Origin of the sequence: Helicobacter pylori NQ4053 (assembly GCF_000274605.1) — a bacterium.
Lineage (GTDB): Bacteria > Campylobacterota > Campylobacteria > Campylobacterales > Helicobacteraceae > Helicobacter > Helicobacter pylori_CV.
The window spans coordinates 40,920-59,221 of record NZ_AKNV01000003.1 but is presented as its reverse complement, the minus strand read 5'-3'; the positions used below and the strand labels follow the sequence as shown (position 1 = coordinate 59,221).

Genomic DNA, 18,302 nt, shown 5'->3' with positions numbered 1-18,302 from the left:
TTTAACGCACCTTCAAGCTTAAAAGAGCGACTAAATTACTCAGCATAGAAATGATCCAAAAACGCACGATCACCTTGTTTTCTGCCCAACCCTTTTGTTCAAAATGATGATGGATGGGTGCCATTAAAAAAAGGCGTTTTTTACGGGTTTTATAACTCCCTACTTGCAAGATCACAGACAAAGTTTCTATTACAAAAATAGACCCCATTAAAACGAGTAAGATTTCATTATGCGAAACAATAGCGTTATAAGCGATAAACCCCCCTATTGCCAAACTCCCGCTATCGCCCATAAACACGCTTGCCGGGTTGCAGTTATACCACAAAAAGCCAAAGAGCGATCCCACTAACGCTAGCGAAATCACAAACAATTCCCCCACATCTATGACTTTAGGATAGAGCAAGTATTTAGAAAATTCCGCATTCCCTGCCACATACACAAAGATAGAAAGGCTTAAGAGGGTGAAAATGCTAGGCACGCTCGCTAATCCGTCTAACCCGTCGGTTAAATTCACCGCATTGCTCGTGGATAAAAAAACCAACACCCAAAAACCAACCGCTAAAGCCGTGGGCATTTCAAACAAGGGGTTTTTCAAAAAAGGCGCGTATAAAAAAGTGTCCAACCCCTTAAGGCTCAATAAAACAGACACCATAAGCGAAAGGACAAAAAGCATGCCAAATTTCATTTTCGCGCTCATACCGGCATTATTTTGTTGGTTGATTTTAGTGTAATCGTCTCTAAAACCCACAAAACTAAAACCCACTAACACGATTATCCCTAACAACACATAAAGATTGCCCAAAGACGCGCACAACACACTCGCAACAATGGTTGCAAAAACAAACACAATCCCCCCCATCGTAGGGGTATCCTTTTTATTCTGGTGGCTTGGCACGAAGCTAGAAATGGGCTGGTTAGCCTTTTTAGCCTTGGCCCATAGAATGAATTTAGGCATTAAAAAAAGCGTGAGAAAAAAGGCTATGAAAAACCCTAACCCTGCTCTAAAAGTCAAATACTGGAAAAGATTGATATTAAAATAGCCATATAGTAAAGAATAGAGCATAAAATCTCCTAAAATCGCCATGCATGCTTGAAATTTAGAAAAAAAGAAAATTGTAGCGCAAATTGATTTACTTAAAAATAGTATAACTATGGCCTCAATTTTTATTTTTAGGAGTCTTTTGTGGAGCGTTCGCTTATTTTTAAAAAAGTTAGAGTTTATTCTAAAATGTTAGTGGCTTTAGGGCTTTCAGGCGTGTTAATCGGTTGTGCGATGAATCCAAGCGCTGAAACAAAAAAACCAAATGACGCCAAAAATCAAAAGCAAGCTCAAGCTCAAACTCATGAAAGAATACAAACAAGCTCTGAACATGTTACGCCGCTAGATTTTAATTACCCGGTGCATATTGTTCAAGCCCCACAAAACCACCATATTGTAGGTATTTTAGCGCCGCGCATTCAAGTGAGCGATAATCTAAAACCCTATATTGATAAGTTTCAAGACGCTTTAGTCAATCAAATCCAAACTATTTTTGAAAAAAGAGGCTATCAAGTGTTGCGTTTTCAAGATGAAAAAGCTTTGAACGCGCAAGATAAGAGAAAGATTTTTTCCGTTTTGGATTTGAAAGGGTGGGTAGGGATCTTAGAAGATTTGAAAATGAATTTAAAAGATCCCAATAATCCTAATTTAGACACGCTAGTGGATCAAAGCTCAGGCTCTGTATGGTTTAATTTTTATGAGCCAGAAAGCAATCGTGTAGTCCATGATTTTGCTGTGGAAGTAGGAATTTTTCAGGCAATGACCTATACTTACAAACATAGTAATTCTGGAGGGCTTAATTCTTCAAACAGCATTATCCATGAAGATTTGGAAAAGAATAAAGAAGACGCGATACATAAGATCTTAAACAGAATGTATGCGGTTGTCATGAAAAAAGCTGTAACAGAACTTACAGAAGAAAATATTGCCAAATACCGAGACGCTATTGATAGAATGAAAGGCTTTAAAAGTTCTATGCCTCAAAAAAAGTAGTTCTTAAACGAACCATTTAAAAATTAGCCTTAAAATCAGTCTTTTTAAAGGCTATTTTAAGTATAATGCAAAGTTTATTTCAATAATTAAGGATACACAATGGCAAAAAGATGCACTTTAACTTTCAAAGGGCCTATGATAGGCAATCATGTCAGTCATGCGAACAACAAAAACAAGCGCCGCTTACTCCCTAACTTGCGATCGGTTAAGATCCAATTAGACGACGGCACGACTAAACGCATTAAAGTGGCTGCTTCCACTTTAAGAACCATGCGTAAAGGGGCTTAGTTTTTAGAATTTCTGTCCGTTTTGATTGTAGGGGTGGTTTTGGTGTTTTTGATAACCTTTTTAAAACTTCCCTTAAAACTAAACTTCTTTTTGAGATTAAAACACAGCTTAGGTTTATCGTTTTGATTAAATTTAGAGGTAAACGCTTTCAAAAGAATTTATTTTGATCTAGGAATTGGTTTTGTTTGAAAAGTTGAAATTTTTTAAAATCAAAAAAGACGATGAAATTCAGCCAGAAGTCAATTTAAATTCTGAAATCTATGAGCAATTTAAGGTCTTTAGACTCCCGCTTATTTTAATCCAATTGCTTGTGCTTTTAGGCACTCTGGGATACTTCGCCCTAGAAAATTATAGCCTTATGCAAGCTTTCTTCCAAACGACTTACACCATGACAGCTACAGGGTTTGGCGCTTTAAATGAAAGCCAGTTTGGGCCTATAAGTATTTTTTTAACTTCCATTTTAATGTTTTTTGGGGCAGGAATCATTGCCTTTAGCGTGGCTATTTTAGTTAGCGTGGTCAATAAAGGCACGCTTACCAGATTGATTAAGGAGAAAGGTATGATTTACAAAATCGCGCGCCTTAAGGATCATTATGTGATTTGTTACCACAACGAATACACCATTGAATTGAGCAAGCAATTCCGCTCCGCTCAAATCCCCTTTGTGGTCGTGGATAATGATCCTAATTTTGAAGAAGAAGCCATTAAGCACAAATACCCCTACTATATCATAGGCGATCCGCACACCAATTTAGCCATGCTAAAAACCCACTTAAGCAGCGCTAGGGGCGTTGTGGCTTTGTCTAAGATTTTACCGGTGAATGTGGCGTTAATGGTGAGCGTGCGCTTGTTTGAAAAGGAATTAAAGCGCAAACCTTACTACATCATTGCGAGCGCGCATAGCGATGAAGGCTTAGAAAAATTAAAAAAATTAGGGGCTGATATGGTGGTTTCCCCTACAAAACTCATGGCGCAGAGAGTGAGCGCGATGGCGGTGCGTCCGGATATGGAAAATATCTTAGAGCGTTTTATCAATAAAAAAGACACGCTTTTAGACTTAGAGGAAGTGATTGTCCCTAAAACCAGCTGGCTTGTGTTAAGGAAATTAAAAGAAGCCCATTTTAGAGAGATCGCTAAAGCGTTTGTGATTGGTATCACTCAAAAAGATGGCAAATACATCCCCATGCCTGACGGAGAAACGATTATTGCAAGCGAATCCAAGCTATTGATGGTTGGCACTTCAGAAGGCGTTGCAACCTGTAAGCAACTCATTACTAGCCACCAAAAACCAAAAGAAGTGGATTACATTTCATTGTAATTTCACACAGCCCTTTTTATAAAATAAAAAAGGCTTGGATCTCATCAAATACGGATAATAAAATCTAAAAAATGCTAAAAACATTTTTTGCAATCAATAGTAAAGGGCTTGAATTTAGTCAAAAAGGTTTTAATTATCCATGCTTGATGAGAACTGATCCAAGATTTAAACGGATTTGAGGCTTATTTTTCTCAAACCCATACGCTCAATGAGAGTTAATGTTACAACCCTTTTAAAGCTCTCTTTGTTGAAAGGATTTTTAAACCATGTTTTAATTTGTCCTGTGATTTATTTATCATGCTCATTCTCTTTGCATTTTTGAAGCGTTGCCCTAAATTTCGTGCAAAATAAATCTTCATCAATCTCCCAACCTAAAATTTTACTCTCCTTTCTTGCTTTTCTCTAGCGCGTAATCGCTTAAATCCTTGATCTTTTGTTCCCATCCGCCTTGGATATAGATCACATTCCTAATATAATACGCGCCCACAAACAAGCCGCTAAATTTCGGCTTCAAGGTTTCTAAAAGTTCGTTAAAAGCGGTTTTTTTCGCTTCGTTAATCTCGCTTGTGGCTTGTTGCTTTTCTTGCGTGATGTTACTTAAAACTTCTTGCTTATTCGTGTTAATTTGCGTTGTAGCGTTTTCTTTCGCTTCGTTAATGTTAGTTATCGCTTGCGTTTGGTTAGCGGTTATTTGATTGTTAGCGTTTTCTCTAGCCTGGTTTAAAAAGATTTGATAGCTCGTTAAAAGCTTTGTAGTGGTTTCTATAATTTGATTTTCTAGCTTTTTAATTTCGCTTTTAATGTTCTCGGTGTTAGCGTTTAAAATGCTCGTTACTTCTTGCTCGTTGCTTTTTATGCTCGTATTGAAATCGCTAAAAAAGCCCTCGTATTCTTTCATTTTTAATTTTAAGCTCTCGCCGGCGTTACTCAGCCATTCAATAGAATTTCTTAAACTGCTATCGATCTCGTTGGCGTTTTTGAAAAAATCCAAACTCAAAAGCACTTCTAAAATCCTAACAATCCCTTTAAGGCTTAGTTCCACTTGCTCGGTAAAAAGACTATTAGAATTTAAAGCGCTCTGTAATTGCTTTAATAATTCGTTAGTGATTTCTTTCACTTCGGGCTGCTCTTTAATCTCTAAAACGCTGTTAGGTAAATTAGGGTAATTGATCATTGTAACACTCCGTGATTATCTATAAGAGAGAGAGTAACACGCATCCCAACAATAAGATAACTAACTAATAAAAAAATAATAGATACATTTTCTACATTAAAAAAACATTTTTAAATTTTTATTAAGTTTTTTAATGTTTTCCAATTCATCACTAGTTACTTTCATTTTTAAATCCTTTTCTAATTCGCTAACGCTGTCAAATTTTAAGCTTTTAGCGCTTTGGAAATTTTTCTGTTTCTTTTGCCACTCATAAACCAACAAATAACAACCTACCACTAAAGCCCAAAAATACAAATGAGGTTTATTGGTAAAACTCACGCTCAAACAAAACATATTAAGACCAAAAAAAAGTAAAAGCGTTTTGATGCGTTTATTAAGTATGCTTCTCGCTTCTAATATAATGTCAAATGGTTTCTCTATTTCTCCTATTATCATTTTCTTACTCCTTGACTTTTTCAAGTTTTTGTTTTATAGTTTCAATGCAAGCCCACTCCATCGGCTTATTCTTTAAGCGTTCTTGCCTGCGGAATGAAAGAGTGGATAATGTCCGCCTTGTCAATCTCTGCTTTAATGTAAATCGGTTTAACTTTTAATCCTGTTATAAGCTTACTGTCATTATCTTGTGTAACTAAAAAATAATAAATCGTTTTAGGATCGCCTTGGAAGGCTTTGATATGCTCTTTTTTAACTTCCTTACCTTGATCTTTGAAAATAAGCGTAATATCGGGTTCTTTTAAGGTAGGTTCTACTAAATGCAAGTAAGCTAATCGGTGCTTAGCATCAGGCTTATTTTTTAAATGTTTAATGAAATTTTCTTTATTGCTAACTCCATTAAAAGCGTTTAAAAAGCTATCGGTATCAATCTCTTTGGGTAATTGCATGGGTTTGATAGCGTTCAAATCTTTCAAAAACGCTTCTTTGTCTTCTATGACTTTAAAGGCTCGTTCTTTTATCTCGCTTTCCTTAGCGCTTTTGCTAACTTCTTTTATCCCTTTCTCGCTCTCTTTTTGCATGTCCTTCACGGCTTGTATCAAGCGGTTTAATACGGGATTGTTTTCATTCGGCTCTCTATTGACCATTAAAAGGTAATGCGTGAAGTCGTAAATGTCAATGTCCTTAAATTCCTTGCTTTTAGGATTAAACATGTCCTTAGTAACGTCTGCGATCTTGAACTCTTTCAAGCCTTTTTTAATGTTATCGCTCTTTAACGCTTCAAATAACGCTTTGCTTGGATCATCAAACCTCGCAAATCGGGCAATTGCTCCTCCTAAAATCTCGCTGATATCGCTCGTATTTTGTTCGCTCTTTTCAAACATATCTAAAGAACTCGTTTTATAGAATTTCTCGCTCAAATCTTTCAGGCTCTCGCTCGTGCTTTGGTAATTTTTTAAATTGGCAAAACTGCGATCCATAATATCGCTTAAATAAGCGTTTAAACTCACCTTAGGAAAATTCATATCGTGGATGAGATTGTGAAAACTGCCGGCGTTATCTACAAACATTTTTTTAACCTTTTCATAGCTTTTAATATCGTTTGAAAATTCTTTCTGCCAGCGGTTGAGTAATTCTATCCCTTGCGTCTTGGTCCTTGGCATGTTAAACATAAGCAACGCTAAATTACTATCGGTTACATTAGGATGAGTAGCTTTGTCAAAATTAAGGTTATTAGCCACAATGTTTTTTAATTGATAGACGCTCTCAGCGTTTAGCTTGGTTTCTAATTCTTTTAACTTGGCTTCATAATGGCTTAAAACCGCTAGCGCATGATCGCTCTCGCTGTTAAATCTTCCTTGATTGCTTGAAGCCGCTAAATTGTTGATCTCGGTGTTGTTTAATCGGTTGTGTGGCACTCTAACTAACAATTCGTCCGGTTTTAAATCTATGTGATAGTATTCCTTGATCGCTTTCTCGTAAATATAACGGCTTTTCGGCGTGAAGTTCAACATGCCTTGGATGCGGTGGTTGCCTGCGATCACTTGCCCGTCGTGTAAGATAATCGGTAAATCTTCAAAACCTCCGCTCCCAAATATCTTCTTAGGATCAAAATCCTCAGCGATGCTTTTGATCTGTTCTTCGTTCATGTCGGTGCGTTTTTGCGTTCCGCCTGTGGTAAAGCTTGGCTTTAAATCTTTAGCTTTCACGATCGCATAGTCTAAGTCGTAAATCTCTCGTTCGTTCAACCTTACTCGGCTTTTGGGGATCTGCGCTTGGATCTCTGTAGGAATATCTTTTCCTACTTCTATTTTAGTCTGGCTTTCAATGTTGCCTGCATTGCCTCGCTCGTGTTCTAATTTCTTTTTTAACGCTTCTTTACGCTTTGCTTCTTGCTCTTTAGCTTTTAAAAATTCTTGTTCGCTTTGTAGTTGCTCGCTTTCTAATTTCGCTAACTTTTCGGCGTTGGCTTGTTCTAGTGGGCTTAAATTTGTAGCGTTTTGTGGGGTTTCGTTATCTAATTCTCTATTTTTTAATAAATCCTCTTGATCTGTTAGCGGTTTTGGTGTAGGATTATCTGTAGCACCACTATGGGAACTCAACCCATGGGGCACCTTCGCATTAGCGTCGAGTGAGGTGCTTGAAAATTCTTTATAGACATCATTATTCTTATAATCTCCGTTACTCTTGAACATCGTTTTTAAAACTAATTCATTTTTCTTATTGATCGCTTGTTCTACCACTACCGCATAGCCATTAACTTGTTTAAATGCCGTTATAGCTTCTTTATCGTATTTGTCTATAGTCCTAAGAATTGCATCAGCGTGATTAACGATATACCTATAATTCGCTATATCTTCGTTCGTAACAGGGCTTTCTCCATTTTTGACATTAACAGAATTAACGCCATGCCTTTTGAGTATGTGAGCGATAGCATCATGATCTAAACTCGCTCTTATGTTTTCAGGGTGTTTAAAGTTAGCGTTTTGTAAAAGTCCCACTTCTTTGTTAGAGGCTTTTTCTATAATCATTTTTTTGTTGTTTTTGTGTAAAAATTCTACAATTTCAGGGTTTAGGTTATTCACTCCAAAAGTGATAGCGTCTCTCCCGCTTGTAGGGATTTCTGCGTTATTTAATAGCTCTTTAATTTGCTCGTTAGTGAGTTTTTGATTAGAAAAATCAAACGCTTTTTCTTTGATTTCTTCGCTGGCTTGTTTGACGCCGTTATTAAGCTCTTCAATGATTTTAAGCGTGTTGTTGCTAAATTTAGCGTTTTTAGCGCTTAGTTCTAACTGCTTGCTAAAATCGCTTATAGAGTGGCTTCGTTCAAGCGCTCGTTTAATGTGATACTTTAAAGCCGCGCCTGCGGTGGCTTCGTTTAAAGCTTTGGGTAATTTCACTCCTAAAATGCGATCCGGTGCGTTTCTGTATAAAGTCCCTAGCGTGAATTTAGTCCATTAGTATTTTAACGCTCCGCTTAAAGTGGTTGCTAAACCTTGGCTTAAATTTTTCGTAATAGCGGGCTTTAAACTCTCGGCGATCTTAGCGTCGTTTTTAAAAAGTCTATGAAAACCGCTCGCTATGTCAATGTATTCTTTAGCTTTGGGGGTGGTAAAAACATCGCTCTTAAACTCGTTTAGCTTGTTTAGAAACTGCGCGGGGTGTGGTGTTTTATTCTAGTGTATTAAATATTGAATAATAAAGTTAAATAAAACTTTTTGAGTATTAGTATTTGATTGGAGCGAAGCCTTTCAATATTTTAAAAAGGCCAATCAAAAATATAAGGATAAAAGGCTAGTAAATCCTAAAACCATAAGTAATGTTAAACATGATATGGCTCCTGTCAGAATACACGTTGTGCGTTAAAGGTTGCGTGCCAGGCCCGTTAGGATCAACTGGAACATACATGCCACAATACCCAATACAATAGCCTTTTTTGGTGATATTGCCATAATATTCTAGTTTCAAATCCATTCTAATATTATACTTATTAGAAAAATAGCTCAAAAAGAGCGCGAGACTCCTTTCATCAGCCCTTGGGCTATCCGTCCAACGGCCTAAAATTTTCCAACTAAACCCCCTATACTGCGAGCCTACATACAAAAACCCATTAATAACATCAGCGCCAACAATATTGTTAATTTCTGCGTCATAAATACTATTCGTCCAAATGTTATACCCCAAAGGGTCGCCATAAATACCTATATCGCCATTAGCGTTACCGATATTTTTATAGACACTACCCCCAAATTGCCACTTATTATAGTAAAAACGGGTGCGGAAAAAATAAGTTTGCCCGCTCTTTCCTAACGGCACTTGTTGGAAGAGGATAATATCATTTTGATTAGCCGGAGTGGCAAAAATGGGGAAAAACCCCACGAAAGTGCCTACAAAACGAAAGCCCTTATTATTAAAATTAGGGTTGGTGTCGTAAGTGATATTAATGCCTGGTGCATACATTCTTTGAAAGATCGCATAAAAATAAGGGTTGATTTTTAGGTTGTCTTTTTCGTATTTTAAATCAGCCACCATTAAAGCCTTACCGCTTGTATAGTAGCGCCCAAAATACCAAAACCAGTCGCTTGACGCTGAAGCCCTAGCGTCTGAATACATCACTCTGAATCTGGTGTCTTTGTATTTGACAAAACCTTCAACCCCTTGAGTGTAAGAAGTGAACCAGTCATACTCTTCAGCATCATAGCGCCCCCCTTTCACGCCAAAACTGAATTTGTCTTTCTTGTAGTTGTAGCTCAAAAAAGCGTTATGCACCATAGCCAAACGAGGTTTTTGCACGTTTAAACCGCTATGCCCTGCATACCAGCCAATGTATTGCCAAAAGATACCCGCACCGAAAGGATCCGTCCTAGAGCCAGGCTGGCCATTAGGGATATTGTTGCCTTGATAAGCGGTAGAGTCATAGGGGAGCGCTGCCATCATCGCCCCCACTTCCGCTCTCAAACCCTTGTATAACCCCATGCTCAAATTCAATTCACCGAGTAAAGAAGTGTAACTACCTGTAGGATAAATGTCTTTGGAGGGTTGGTATCTTTGGTTGTTAAAGCCAAACTTAGTATAGCTACTCACCTTTCCAACAATACTCATGTTGAATTTATAAGCTTGAAGTTTGGATAAAAAAAGACCAGAAAAAAGCAAAAAAAACAGGGCGTAAAGAAAATATTTCTTAACTTCCAAAACCCTAACTCCCAAAGATATTAAAATAAAAATACAAAAAAAGGCATATCTAAGAGAATAGGGGAACTCCCTTAGAAACTATAACTGATGTGTGTCATCAAATGGCTTCTGTCTTGGGTAATACTCTTTTTAATGCCACCCATGTCTTGAGGGCCTTGCGCGAACGCAGAAGATTCAAACAAACCATTATTCAAGTTAAGCGGTTGCCCGTTTGGCCCAAGGAAACCGGTTCCAGGGTTGTAACCCGCACGAATTTGGAACTCTAACCATACGAGTTTGAGACCCGCTTTAACATGCTTGCTGAACTGATAGTCTAGATACATACCAATACCATATTCCAAAGCCCTTGGAGCGGTAGTGAAGCGTTGATAAACGCTCCAACTGAACTTACCATGCTTGCCTCCACCTTTAACATACTCAGTGAACGCGTCAGCGTCGGTAATGTTGTCAATCCCCGCAAACCCTAAGCTGTAGATACTGCCAACCCATTGTTCGATACCATCCACAGCGATGATGTTACCCCAAGTACCTAAGTTCATGTTAGGGTTACCGATGTTGAGATAAGCACCACCAACCACAAAGTAGTTGTTAATGTCTATATGGTGGCGTAAAAAGAGCGTCGCACCACCAGGACCTTGCAAGCCACGCCACTTACCATTGTCCAAGAACGGATCCCAAGTGTTATAACGAGCGGGCGCGTAACGACCGTATTCAGCGTTATTCCAACGATAGCTGTATAACGCATAGAAAGCCGTTCTATTCCTAATGCCCCTACCACTAAACCCCGGATTGGTATCATACTCTATTTTAACACCGGGATTTGTTTCTACCTCTGGGATAAGATACACATAAGGGTGGATCATTAAATTCTTTGTAGGGCGATAAATAATACCGGCTTTATGAATACCCCAAGGCTTTTCACGATAGATAGGGAACAACCATTGACCATCAGCGATACCACGACCCCAAGAGCTAAAGAGCAAGAACTTCATCTTATTCGTGAGCTTGAAAGTCCCATAAAAACCTTGGAACAATTGGTAAACCCAATCCATTTGCTCCTGCTCAGTAACATCAAAGCGCCCCATTACCATATGGACTCTATCGCTATCATAGGTGAGATTCGCTTTATAAACTTCATAGCGCCTTGAACCACCGGGCAAGTAGGCGTTAGCCGGATAGTAGTTAGGGAACAAGCCGTTCCACTCACCCATATATTCCCAACCAAGACCTCTAGGGTTAATGACACCACCTGGCCCTGATTGCTGCCACAATTTAGTCGCATTCATACAAAGGCTCAAAGAATCCGTGCCGCACGAAGTTTTATCCCAATAGCTTGGGGGGGTAAAATCCTTTGCCCATCTATCGTATTTAGTGCCATCGTAAGCTTGTCCGCCCAAAACACCGCCTAAATTCACGGTCCATCCCCTACCTAAATGCACAGACCCCTCTAGCTTACCCGTAAGGTTAACAAAAGTTTCTGTGGGATAGATACCTTTAACAGGGTTAATAGGCGAATGGTTAAAACCCACTTTGGAGAAATTGATAAAATCCCCATGCACTTCATAAGTAACCGCCCCTAATGAACCCGTAGTGAACAATAGTGGCAAGGTAAAACGCTTTAGCAATGTAGCTACAACTTTTCGTTTCTTTAATTTCATTCCTCTTCCTTACTTTACCTGAGAATAGATAAATTACTCTGTAGAAATAATTGTAGCATAAAAGAATATAGAATTAGTTTAAAATCAAGCTAATTTTTCTTAAAAATCGCAAAATTTAAAACGCAAGTTTATCCTTAAAAGCTCGCTCATCGCATGCAAATGGATAGGATAATCCTTTAAGATCCTAATAAGATATTTAAAAAAGGCTTTTTTAAGACTCAATAGGGAATTTACTGATACAATAAGGCATTGTTTTATATAAAAATAATAATAAGGATCAAGAATGAAAAAAATTAGTTTGAGCTTGTGTTTGGTTTTGAGTTTGGGTTTTTTAAAAGCCCATGAAGTGAGCGCTGAAGAGATTGCAGATATTTTCTACAAACTCAACGCCAAAGAGCCTAAAATGAAAATCAACCACACTAAGGGGTTTTGCGCTAAAGGCGTGTTCCTCCCTAATGTGCAAGCAAAAAAGGATTTAGATGTGCCACTACTCAATGAAAAAGAAATCCCTGCGTCTGTAAGGTATTCTTTAGGGGGCGTGGCAATGGACGATAAAAGCAAAGTTAGGGGAATGGCGTTAAAATTGGAAAATCAAAACGCTAGCTGGACAATGGTGATGCTCAATACAGAAATCAATTTTGCCAAAAACCCTAACGAATTCGCTCAATTTTTTGAGATGAGGATTCCTAAAAATGGCAAGGTAGATGAAGCAAGAATCAAAAAGCTTTACGAAGAAGTCCTCTCTTATAGGAATTTTGCCACCTATATGAAAACGATAGGGATTAGCTCAAGCGTGGCTAACACGCCTTATTACAGCGTGCATGCGTTCAGGTTTAAAGATAAGAAAGAGGAATTATTATCTGCGAGATGGAAATTTGTGCCTAAAGAGGGCGTTAAGTATCTTAACCCCCAAGAATTAAAGCAAAAAGATTCAAATTATCTGCTCTCTGCATTCCAACAACACCTTAAAACTAAGCCCATAGAATACCAAATGTATCTGGTGTTTGCGAATAAAAATGATGCCACTAACGACACGACCGCGCTTTGGAAAGGCAAACACAAGGAATTATTAGTAGGGACCTTGAAAGTTGAAAAATACGAAGGAACGGGTTGCAATAAAGACGTGTATTTCCCAGCTGATCTCCCCAAAGGCGTAGAAGCCCCTACTGATCCCTTGTTTCAAATCAGGAATGAAGTTTATGGGATCACTTTTAGCAGAAGGCAATAAAAAGGCTAAGGCAAATCAAAATATAAGGGGGAAGTAAAATTTTTGTTTAAAACTTTTATGTGCGCCTACTCAAAATCACTCGCCATCTTATTTGAGGCGCACACACTCACGCTGAATGTCAAGCAAAAAATAACGGACATTCAATCCACCTACCACCTTTTTAATACTATTATCTTGTATTTTATTTAGGCTGTATTATGGGTTTTTATGAAAGCGGCTTATTAGGTATTTCTGTAATTTTGTAATCAAAAAAGTTTTGCGAAATATTAAAAACGCTCTGCCCTTCCATTTGTTGGCGGGTTATCCAATTCAAATCATTGTCTTTGATTTTAGAAATTTCTACGCACGCCACTTGCCCGTTAAACAGGTCAAAATGCACCACAATAGTAGGAATTTTATCCGTTATCAAACGCCTTTTAGCCTCTAAAACTTTATGTTCTTTAATATCATTGATCCCTTGAAACCCACTTTGAACTTCTAGCAATAAATGATTATCCAACAAAAAATCGGCTTTAGGACTTCTTTTAAAGCTTTCTATGTTCTCAAAATTACCACCACCAAAAAATTTGATGGTTTCTTTTTGCGTATTAAAAAGACAAGCGATAAAATCCTTAAAAACTCCGCTACTAAAACCCACGCATCCACGAAAAACAAACTTCTTCAGGTCTTCTGCCTTGATTATTTAGCTTATAAATAATATGAGTATCCACTATCTTTGAAAACACTCGCTCTATGGAGTCTTTAAAAAAACATTCCAATTCATACTCATTATATTTAAAACAATAAATACTATTGATAGCGCTAAAAATTTCAATAAGCCTTTTTTTGAGTGCGTTTATTTGAGTGCGTTTAAATAATTGAAATCAACGCAAGGTTGTATGTCTTTAGCGCCTAAAAATTCCTTAAACGCATTTTGAGAATTAAAACCCAATAAATTTCTATAACCTTTAAAATCGTTATTATCAAACATTTTTACCCCTTAAAAAATCAAAGACAGCATGAGCGAGCGCTACACTCAATAAGGGTGGCACAGCATTACCAATTTGCAATCTTTTAGCGCTACCACTCCCATAAAATTTATAATTATCAGGAAAGCTTTGCAATCTTGCCCCCTCTCTAATGCTTAACGCCCTAGAGTCTCTTGGATGGATACACCTAGAACTGCTTGGGGTAGAAAAATTTCTTGTAATGGTGGGGGCCGGTTTTTCCCACCACATTTTGGCATAGGTATTAGTATAACCGCTTTTGGGGCGTAGGCTTTCTGGCAAATCATCTTTATTCTGCCCGTCTTTTAGCGTTTGCATGATTTTTATCAGTTTTTCATTGTTTTTAGGACTGCTATGCTCGCTTAATTCTTTAGAATTTCGCACAAATTCCAAAAAAACGTTATCCGCATTTTTAAGATAACCTAAAGCATCACCATTTTCACCGCTTTGAATGGGTGGTAAAATCCCCTAAAGCGTCTTTTAAAGAAAAATGTGTTTTTATGGGTTTGGGGGAGTAAAATTTTTGTTTAAAACTTTTAAGCGTGCCCACTAAAACACTTCTTCTCTTATTTGAGGCACACCATAATCTAGGGCGTTTAAAATGGCATTCTCTAAAATATAACCTCTCTCTTTAAAAGCGTTACAAATTTGTTTGAATAATTGCCCTTTTTGCATAGACATTAAACCCACCACATTTTCAAAAACAAATATTTTTGGTTTTACTAAGTCTAAGAGCCGCAAATATTCTTTAAACAGATTCGCTTTTTCATCCATTTTTCTTTTGCCAAGGGTAGAATAGCTCTGGCATGGTGGTCCGCCTAATAGAATATCAATTGAAACGCATGGCAAGTTGTGGCAATGAAGTTGCACAATATCGCATAAAATGGTTTGTGCCTCTTTATGATTGGCTTGATAGCTTAAAATGGCATCTTTGTCTATATCGTTAGCCCATATTAATTCAAAATAAGGTTGTGCCGAAAAACCATAGCTCAACCCTCCAGCACCACAAAAAATATCTGCTACTTTATACAAGTTTTATTTTTTCCTTTCATCTAAACCCACACTTTTTAAATGGAGTAAAACTTAAAGCCCTTTTTTGAAATTGGGTTAAAACCATTTATTCAATCTTTTAAGTTTTGCTAGGTTTGTCAATCGCTTTTCTATGGACGGCCTTTTCTCTGTTTTGAGCTTTTTGAGTGATATTGGCATGCTCATCTTTAATATCGTTTGGCCAATCTTTGCCTTGCTCTTGCACATTCCATTCGGGTAATGCGTCATGGCTATTGTTTCTATAATCCGTCAGGCAAGCTTGCTCTAAAAGTTTATAGCTTATACTTGCATCTTTGATTGCACAAAAACCAAACAAGCCTTTGACTTGAGTTTCAAAATTAGGCTGATAAATCATGTAAAATTCTATTTTAGCCCCTGTGAGTATTGTGTGATAAAGAAAATACCACACGCCAAAACTTCTAATACTAGGCCTCCCTTTGACTCCCCCATCTTTATAAATATTGAGCGTGCTTTTAATCCCGCCATCCGCTTGAGAACCACCAATTTTTTTAATCTCACCATCCACCACAATTAAATACACTCTAGCCACATTTTGAGTTAAAATATTTTGAGATAAAGATTGATTGTTTTCATCTTTTAAATCCTTAAGATAGTTGAAATTTAACTTTGTGCTGTCTTTCACGTATTCTACATCAGCGATTTTAAAGGCAGTTTTGACTTCGCTAATATGCATTTTTACTCCTTGATGATCAATAACTCATGAGATTGTTTGACATGGTTATTATCGCCTCTTTCTAAGCGGTTTTTACCCATTCTGGTTTCGCCTTGTCCCATAGTGTATTGCCAAGAGGGTTCTAAAATTTTAAAATCCTTATAAGCATTCCTTACAAATTCGCAGTCATTATAGCTTAAAATAAATGGCCCTTTATGCCTTTTTAGCATGTGAGCTAATACTTCATGTTTAAAACCATTGTGGTGGATAGGAAAATTACGCATAGGGTAAATCCCCTTAAACATTTTAGAATTTTCTAACACATAAGGGGGGTCAAGATAGAAAAAATCATTAGGATAAGCGAGCAACACTTCTTCAAAGCTAGAGCATTCCACCTTTAAACTAGGGGCGTTAAAATCTTTAATTTTTAAAAGGGTGTTTAGATAGCGTTGTTTATCGGTATAAATTTTACTCATCCACCCCAAAAATCCCGGCCCATAGCTTAAATTAAAGTTAAAGTAATAATCTCTAGCCAAAATTAAAGGGTCTAAAACGCATTCTTTTTTATAATGGGCTTTTAACTCTTGTTTGATAATGTTGTAAGTTTCTTGATTAGGTTCTAAAGAGAGCAAATTATCATAAAGAGCTTGTTTGTCTTTGAGCAGCGCTTGATAAAAATTCACTAAAATGTCAAAAATATCAAAGCCCAACACTTCTAAACCCAACTCTGCCGCGCATGCAATTTCCACGCTCCCCCCACCTATAAAAGGGCTAATAATCCTACGCACACCATTAGGTATACACTCCACTATTAACCCTACAGCTAAAGATTTGCCCCCACCATATCTTAAAGGGGCTTTTACATAGCGTTTGTAACGCCCATTATTAGAGCGCAAATTGTGCAAAAAAATGTCTTTTTTGCTAGCGTTTTGGTTGAATAAATTCGCATGCATTCCAAAAGGTTTTATTTATTTTTTCGCCCTTTTCCTCATGTTGGGGTCTAAAATCTTTTTCCTGATCCTTAAATTCAAGGGGGTAACTTCTAAAATCTCATCTTCTTCAATCCATTCTAACGCCCTTTCTAACACCATAGTCCTAGGCGGGGTGAGTTTGATCGCATCATCGCTCCCACTCGCTCTCATGTTAGTTAAGTGCTTGGATTTGATAGGATTGACATCTAAATCATTATCCCTGCTGTGTTCGCCAATGACCATGCCCACATAAACCTTCGTTTGGGGGTTGATAAAAAGCGCGCCTCTTTCTTGGATATTGAAAAGGGAAAAAGCGGTCGCTTCGCCATTTTCCATGCTAATTAGCGCCCCATTTTTGCGCGATTCCACGCTCCCGCTAAAAGGGCGGAATTCCAAAAAGCTATGATTCATCACGCCTTCGCCCTTAGTGTCGGTTAAAAACTCGCTCCTATAACCGATAAGTCCTCTTGCAGGAATTTCAAATTCTAATCTTGTATAGCCATCGCTCATGGGATTCATCGCTTTCATCTCGGCTTTTCTTTTGCCCAATCTCTCAATGATAGCCCCGCTAAAATCTTGGGGCGTGTCAATCACTAAATGCTCAAAAGGCTCGCATTTAACGCCATTTTCTTCTTTAATGATGACTTCAGGGCGTGAAATGCTAAATTCAAACCCTTCACGGCGTAAATTTTCAGCTAAAATGGTGATTTGCAATTCCCCACGCCCGCTCACTTTAAACTTACCTTCGCCCATTTCTTCGCATTTCATAGCGATATTGGTTTGCATTTCTTTTAAGAGCCTGTCTTTTAATTTGTTGGCAGTAACATGCTTTCCTTCCAACCCAGCTAAGGGCGAATCATTGACGGCAAAATACACGCTCATTGTAGGCTCTTCTAAATGCATGGGATCTAAAGGCATGGGGTTAGTGGGATCAACGACGCTATCGCCCACATCCATTGCGTTAAACCCAGCAAGCGCTACAATATCGCCCGCATAAGCGTTTTCAATCTCAGTCCTAGCCAGCCCTAAAAAGCCTATGAGCTTAGTGATACGGCCATTTTCTTTACTCCCATCGCTTTTCATCAGCAACACGCTTTCATTCTTTTTAACCGAGCCATTAAACACTCTAGCGATACCGATTTTGCCCACATAATTGTCATAATCAAGCGTAAAAATTTGCATTTGCAAAGGCTCATCCACGCTCCCGCTAGGGCTTGGCACATGCTCTAAAATCGTTTCAAACAAAGGCTCTAAATTTTTCTTTTCATCGTCTAAACTTTTCATCGCATAGCCATCTCTAGCAGCGGCATACACGACAGGAAAATCCAATTGTTTATCGCTAGCCCCCATCGCTACGAACAAGTCAAAAACTTCATCCACCACTCTGTCCGGTTCAGCGGCAGGCTTATCAATTTTATTCACCACCACAATAGGGCAAATCCCAAAACTCAAAGCCTTTTTAACCACGAATTTAGTTTGAGGCATGACCCCTTCTTGAGCGTCCACTAGGAGAAGCACCCCATCCACCATTTTTAAAACACGCTCCACTTCGCCCCCAAAATCAGCATGCCCGGGAGTGTCAATGATATTGATTTTAGTGTCTTTGTAATAAATAGCGGTGTTTTTAGACAGGATAGTGATGCCTCTTTCTTTCTCTAAATCGTTGCTATCCATCACCCTTTCATCCACTTTTTCCCTCTCACTAAACGTGCCAGATTGAGAAAGCAAGCCATCTACTAAAGTGGTTTTCCCATGATCAACATGCGCGATTACAGCGATATTTCTAATATTTTTCATGAA

Annotated in this window: 12 protein-coding genes and 5 pseudogenes; 5 read left to right on the top strand and 12 right to left on the bottom strand. The window is 38.0% G+C overall.

The window, feature by feature from the left end:
* Position 1: 1 nt before the first annotated feature.
* Entirely contained in the window at positions 2-1,063 is a 1,062-nt protein-coding gene (gene mraY / locus AYS37_RS02190; protein WP_000967102.1) for a phospho-N-acetylmuramoyl-pentapeptide-transferase, read from the bottom strand.
* A gap of 120 nt (positions 1,064-1,183) precedes the next feature.
* On the opposite strand from mraY, the gene AYS37_RS02185 reads away from it, so the two are divergent.
* The 3 genes from AYS37_RS02185 to AYS37_RS02175 all read left to right on the top strand — a co-directional run bounded on the left by AYS37_RS02185 (position 1,184) and on the right by AYS37_RS02175 (position 3,638).
* Positions 1,184-2,032, top strand: a complete 849-nt coding sequence (locus AYS37_RS02185) for an HpaA family protein (protein WP_000442296.1) — start codon at positions 1,184-1,186, stop codon at positions 2,030-2,032.
* A 99-nt stretch (positions 2,033-2,131) separates the two neighbouring features.
* Positions 2,132-2,320 carry a 50S ribosomal protein L28 gene (gene rpmB, locus AYS37_RS02180; RefSeq protein ID WP_001119007.1) on the top strand — a complete coding sequence of 63 codons (189 nt, stop codon included), beginning with the start codon at positions 2,132-2,134 and terminating at the stop codon, positions 2,318-2,320.
* A 181-nt stretch (positions 2,321-2,501) separates the two neighbouring features.
* Positions 2,502-3,638: a potassium channel family protein gene (locus tag AYS37_RS02175; protein ID WP_000461975.1), complete on the top strand. Its 1,137-nt coding sequence runs from the start codon at positions 2,502-2,504 to the stop codon at positions 3,636-3,638.
* Positions 3,639-4,017: 379 nt separating this feature from the next.
* Here the strand turns inward: AYS37_RS02175 and AYS37_RS02165 are convergent, their stop codons facing one another.
* The 3 genes and pseudogenes from AYS37_RS02165 to AYS37_RS02155 form a co-directional block, all read right to left on the bottom strand.
* A complete protein-coding gene (locus AYS37_RS02165; protein ID WP_000611629.1) occupies positions 4,018-4,812 on the bottom strand; it encodes a hypothetical protein in 795 nt (264 codons plus the stop codon).
* Positions 4,809-5,247: pseudogene (locus AYS37_RS02160) on the bottom strand (RipA family octameric membrane protein). Before AYS37_RS02160 ends, AYS37_RS02165 begins: the two are co-directional and overlap by 4 nt.
* Before the next feature lie 65 nt (positions 5,248-5,312).
* Positions 5,313-8,144 carry a DUF3519 domain-containing protein gene (locus AYS37_RS02155; protein ID WP_000775281.1) on the bottom strand — a complete coding sequence of 944 codons (2,832 nt, stop codon included), beginning with the start codon at positions 8,142-8,144 and terminating at the stop codon, positions 5,313-5,315.
* Between AYS37_RS02155 and AYS37_RS08575 the strand changes: the two are divergent.
* Positions 8,113-8,313, top strand: a pseudogene (locus AYS37_RS08575) (hypothetical protein). The gene AYS37_RS02155 and the pseudogene AYS37_RS08575 sit on opposite strands and share 32 nt — an antisense overlap.
* Positions 8,314-8,538: 225 nt before the next feature.
* On the opposite strand, the gene hofD reads toward AYS37_RS08575, so the two are convergent.
* Together hofD and hofC are read right to left on the bottom strand one after the other, a co-directional pair.
* On the bottom strand, positions 8,539-9,936 hold the full coding sequence (gene hofD / locus AYS37_RS02150) for an outer membrane beta-barrel protein HofD (RefSeq protein ID WP_001872665.1): 1,398 nt from the start codon (positions 9,934-9,936) through the stop codon (positions 8,539-8,541).
* 71 nt (positions 9,937-10,007) lie between these two features.
* A complete protein-coding gene (hofC, locus tag AYS37_RS02145; RefSeq protein ID WP_000768665.1) occupies positions 10,008-11,594 on the bottom strand; it encodes an outer membrane beta-barrel protein HofC in 1,587 nt (528 codons plus the stop codon).
* Between the two features lie 283 nt (positions 11,595-11,877).
* Here hofC and AYS37_RS02140 point away from each other — a divergent pair, with 283 nt between their 5' ends.
* The gene (locus tag AYS37_RS02140; RefSeq protein WP_000724189.1) at positions 11,878-12,822 is read left to right on the top strand and encodes a catalase family peroxidase; all 945 of its coding nucleotides are present in this window, start codon (positions 11,878-11,880) and stop codon (positions 12,820-12,822) included.
* 90 nt (positions 12,823-12,912) lie between these two features.
* On the opposite strand, the pseudogene AYS37_RS09010 reads toward AYS37_RS02140, so the two are convergent.
* The 6 genes and pseudogenes from AYS37_RS09010 to typA form a co-directional block, all read right to left on the bottom strand.
* A pseudogene (locus AYS37_RS09010) lies at positions 12,913-13,002 on the bottom strand (DUF262 domain-containing protein); the annotation flags it as partial.
* A 25-nt stretch (positions 13,003-13,027) separates the two neighbouring features.
* Positions 13,028-13,792 (bottom strand): annotated as a pseudogene (locus tag AYS37_RS08965) (restriction endonuclease).
* Positions 13,785-14,840: pseudogene (locus tag AYS37_RS08735) on the bottom strand (DNA cytosine methyltransferase). Before AYS37_RS08735 ends, AYS37_RS08965 begins: the two co-directional pseudogenes overlap by 8 nt.
* A 97-nt stretch (positions 14,841-14,937) precedes the next feature.
* Positions 14,938-15,552, bottom strand: a complete 615-nt coding sequence (locus AYS37_RS02125; RefSeq protein ID WP_000548140.1) for a GIY-YIG nuclease family protein — start codon at positions 15,550-15,552, stop codon at positions 14,938-14,940.
* Between the two features lie 2 nt (positions 15,553-15,554).
* Positions 15,555-16,484 carry a DNA adenine methylase gene (locus AYS37_RS02120; protein WP_000543198.1) on the bottom strand — a complete coding sequence of 310 codons (930 nt, stop codon included), beginning with the start codon at positions 16,482-16,484 and terminating at the stop codon, positions 15,555-15,557.
* A gap of 15 nt (positions 16,485-16,499) precedes the next feature.
* The gene (typA, locus tag AYS37_RS02115; protein WP_000790195.1) at positions 16,500-18,299 is read right to left on the bottom strand and encodes a translational GTPase TypA; all 1,800 of its coding nucleotides are present in this window, start codon (positions 18,297-18,299) and stop codon (positions 16,500-16,502) included.
* Positions 18,300-18,302: the final 3 nt, after the last annotated feature.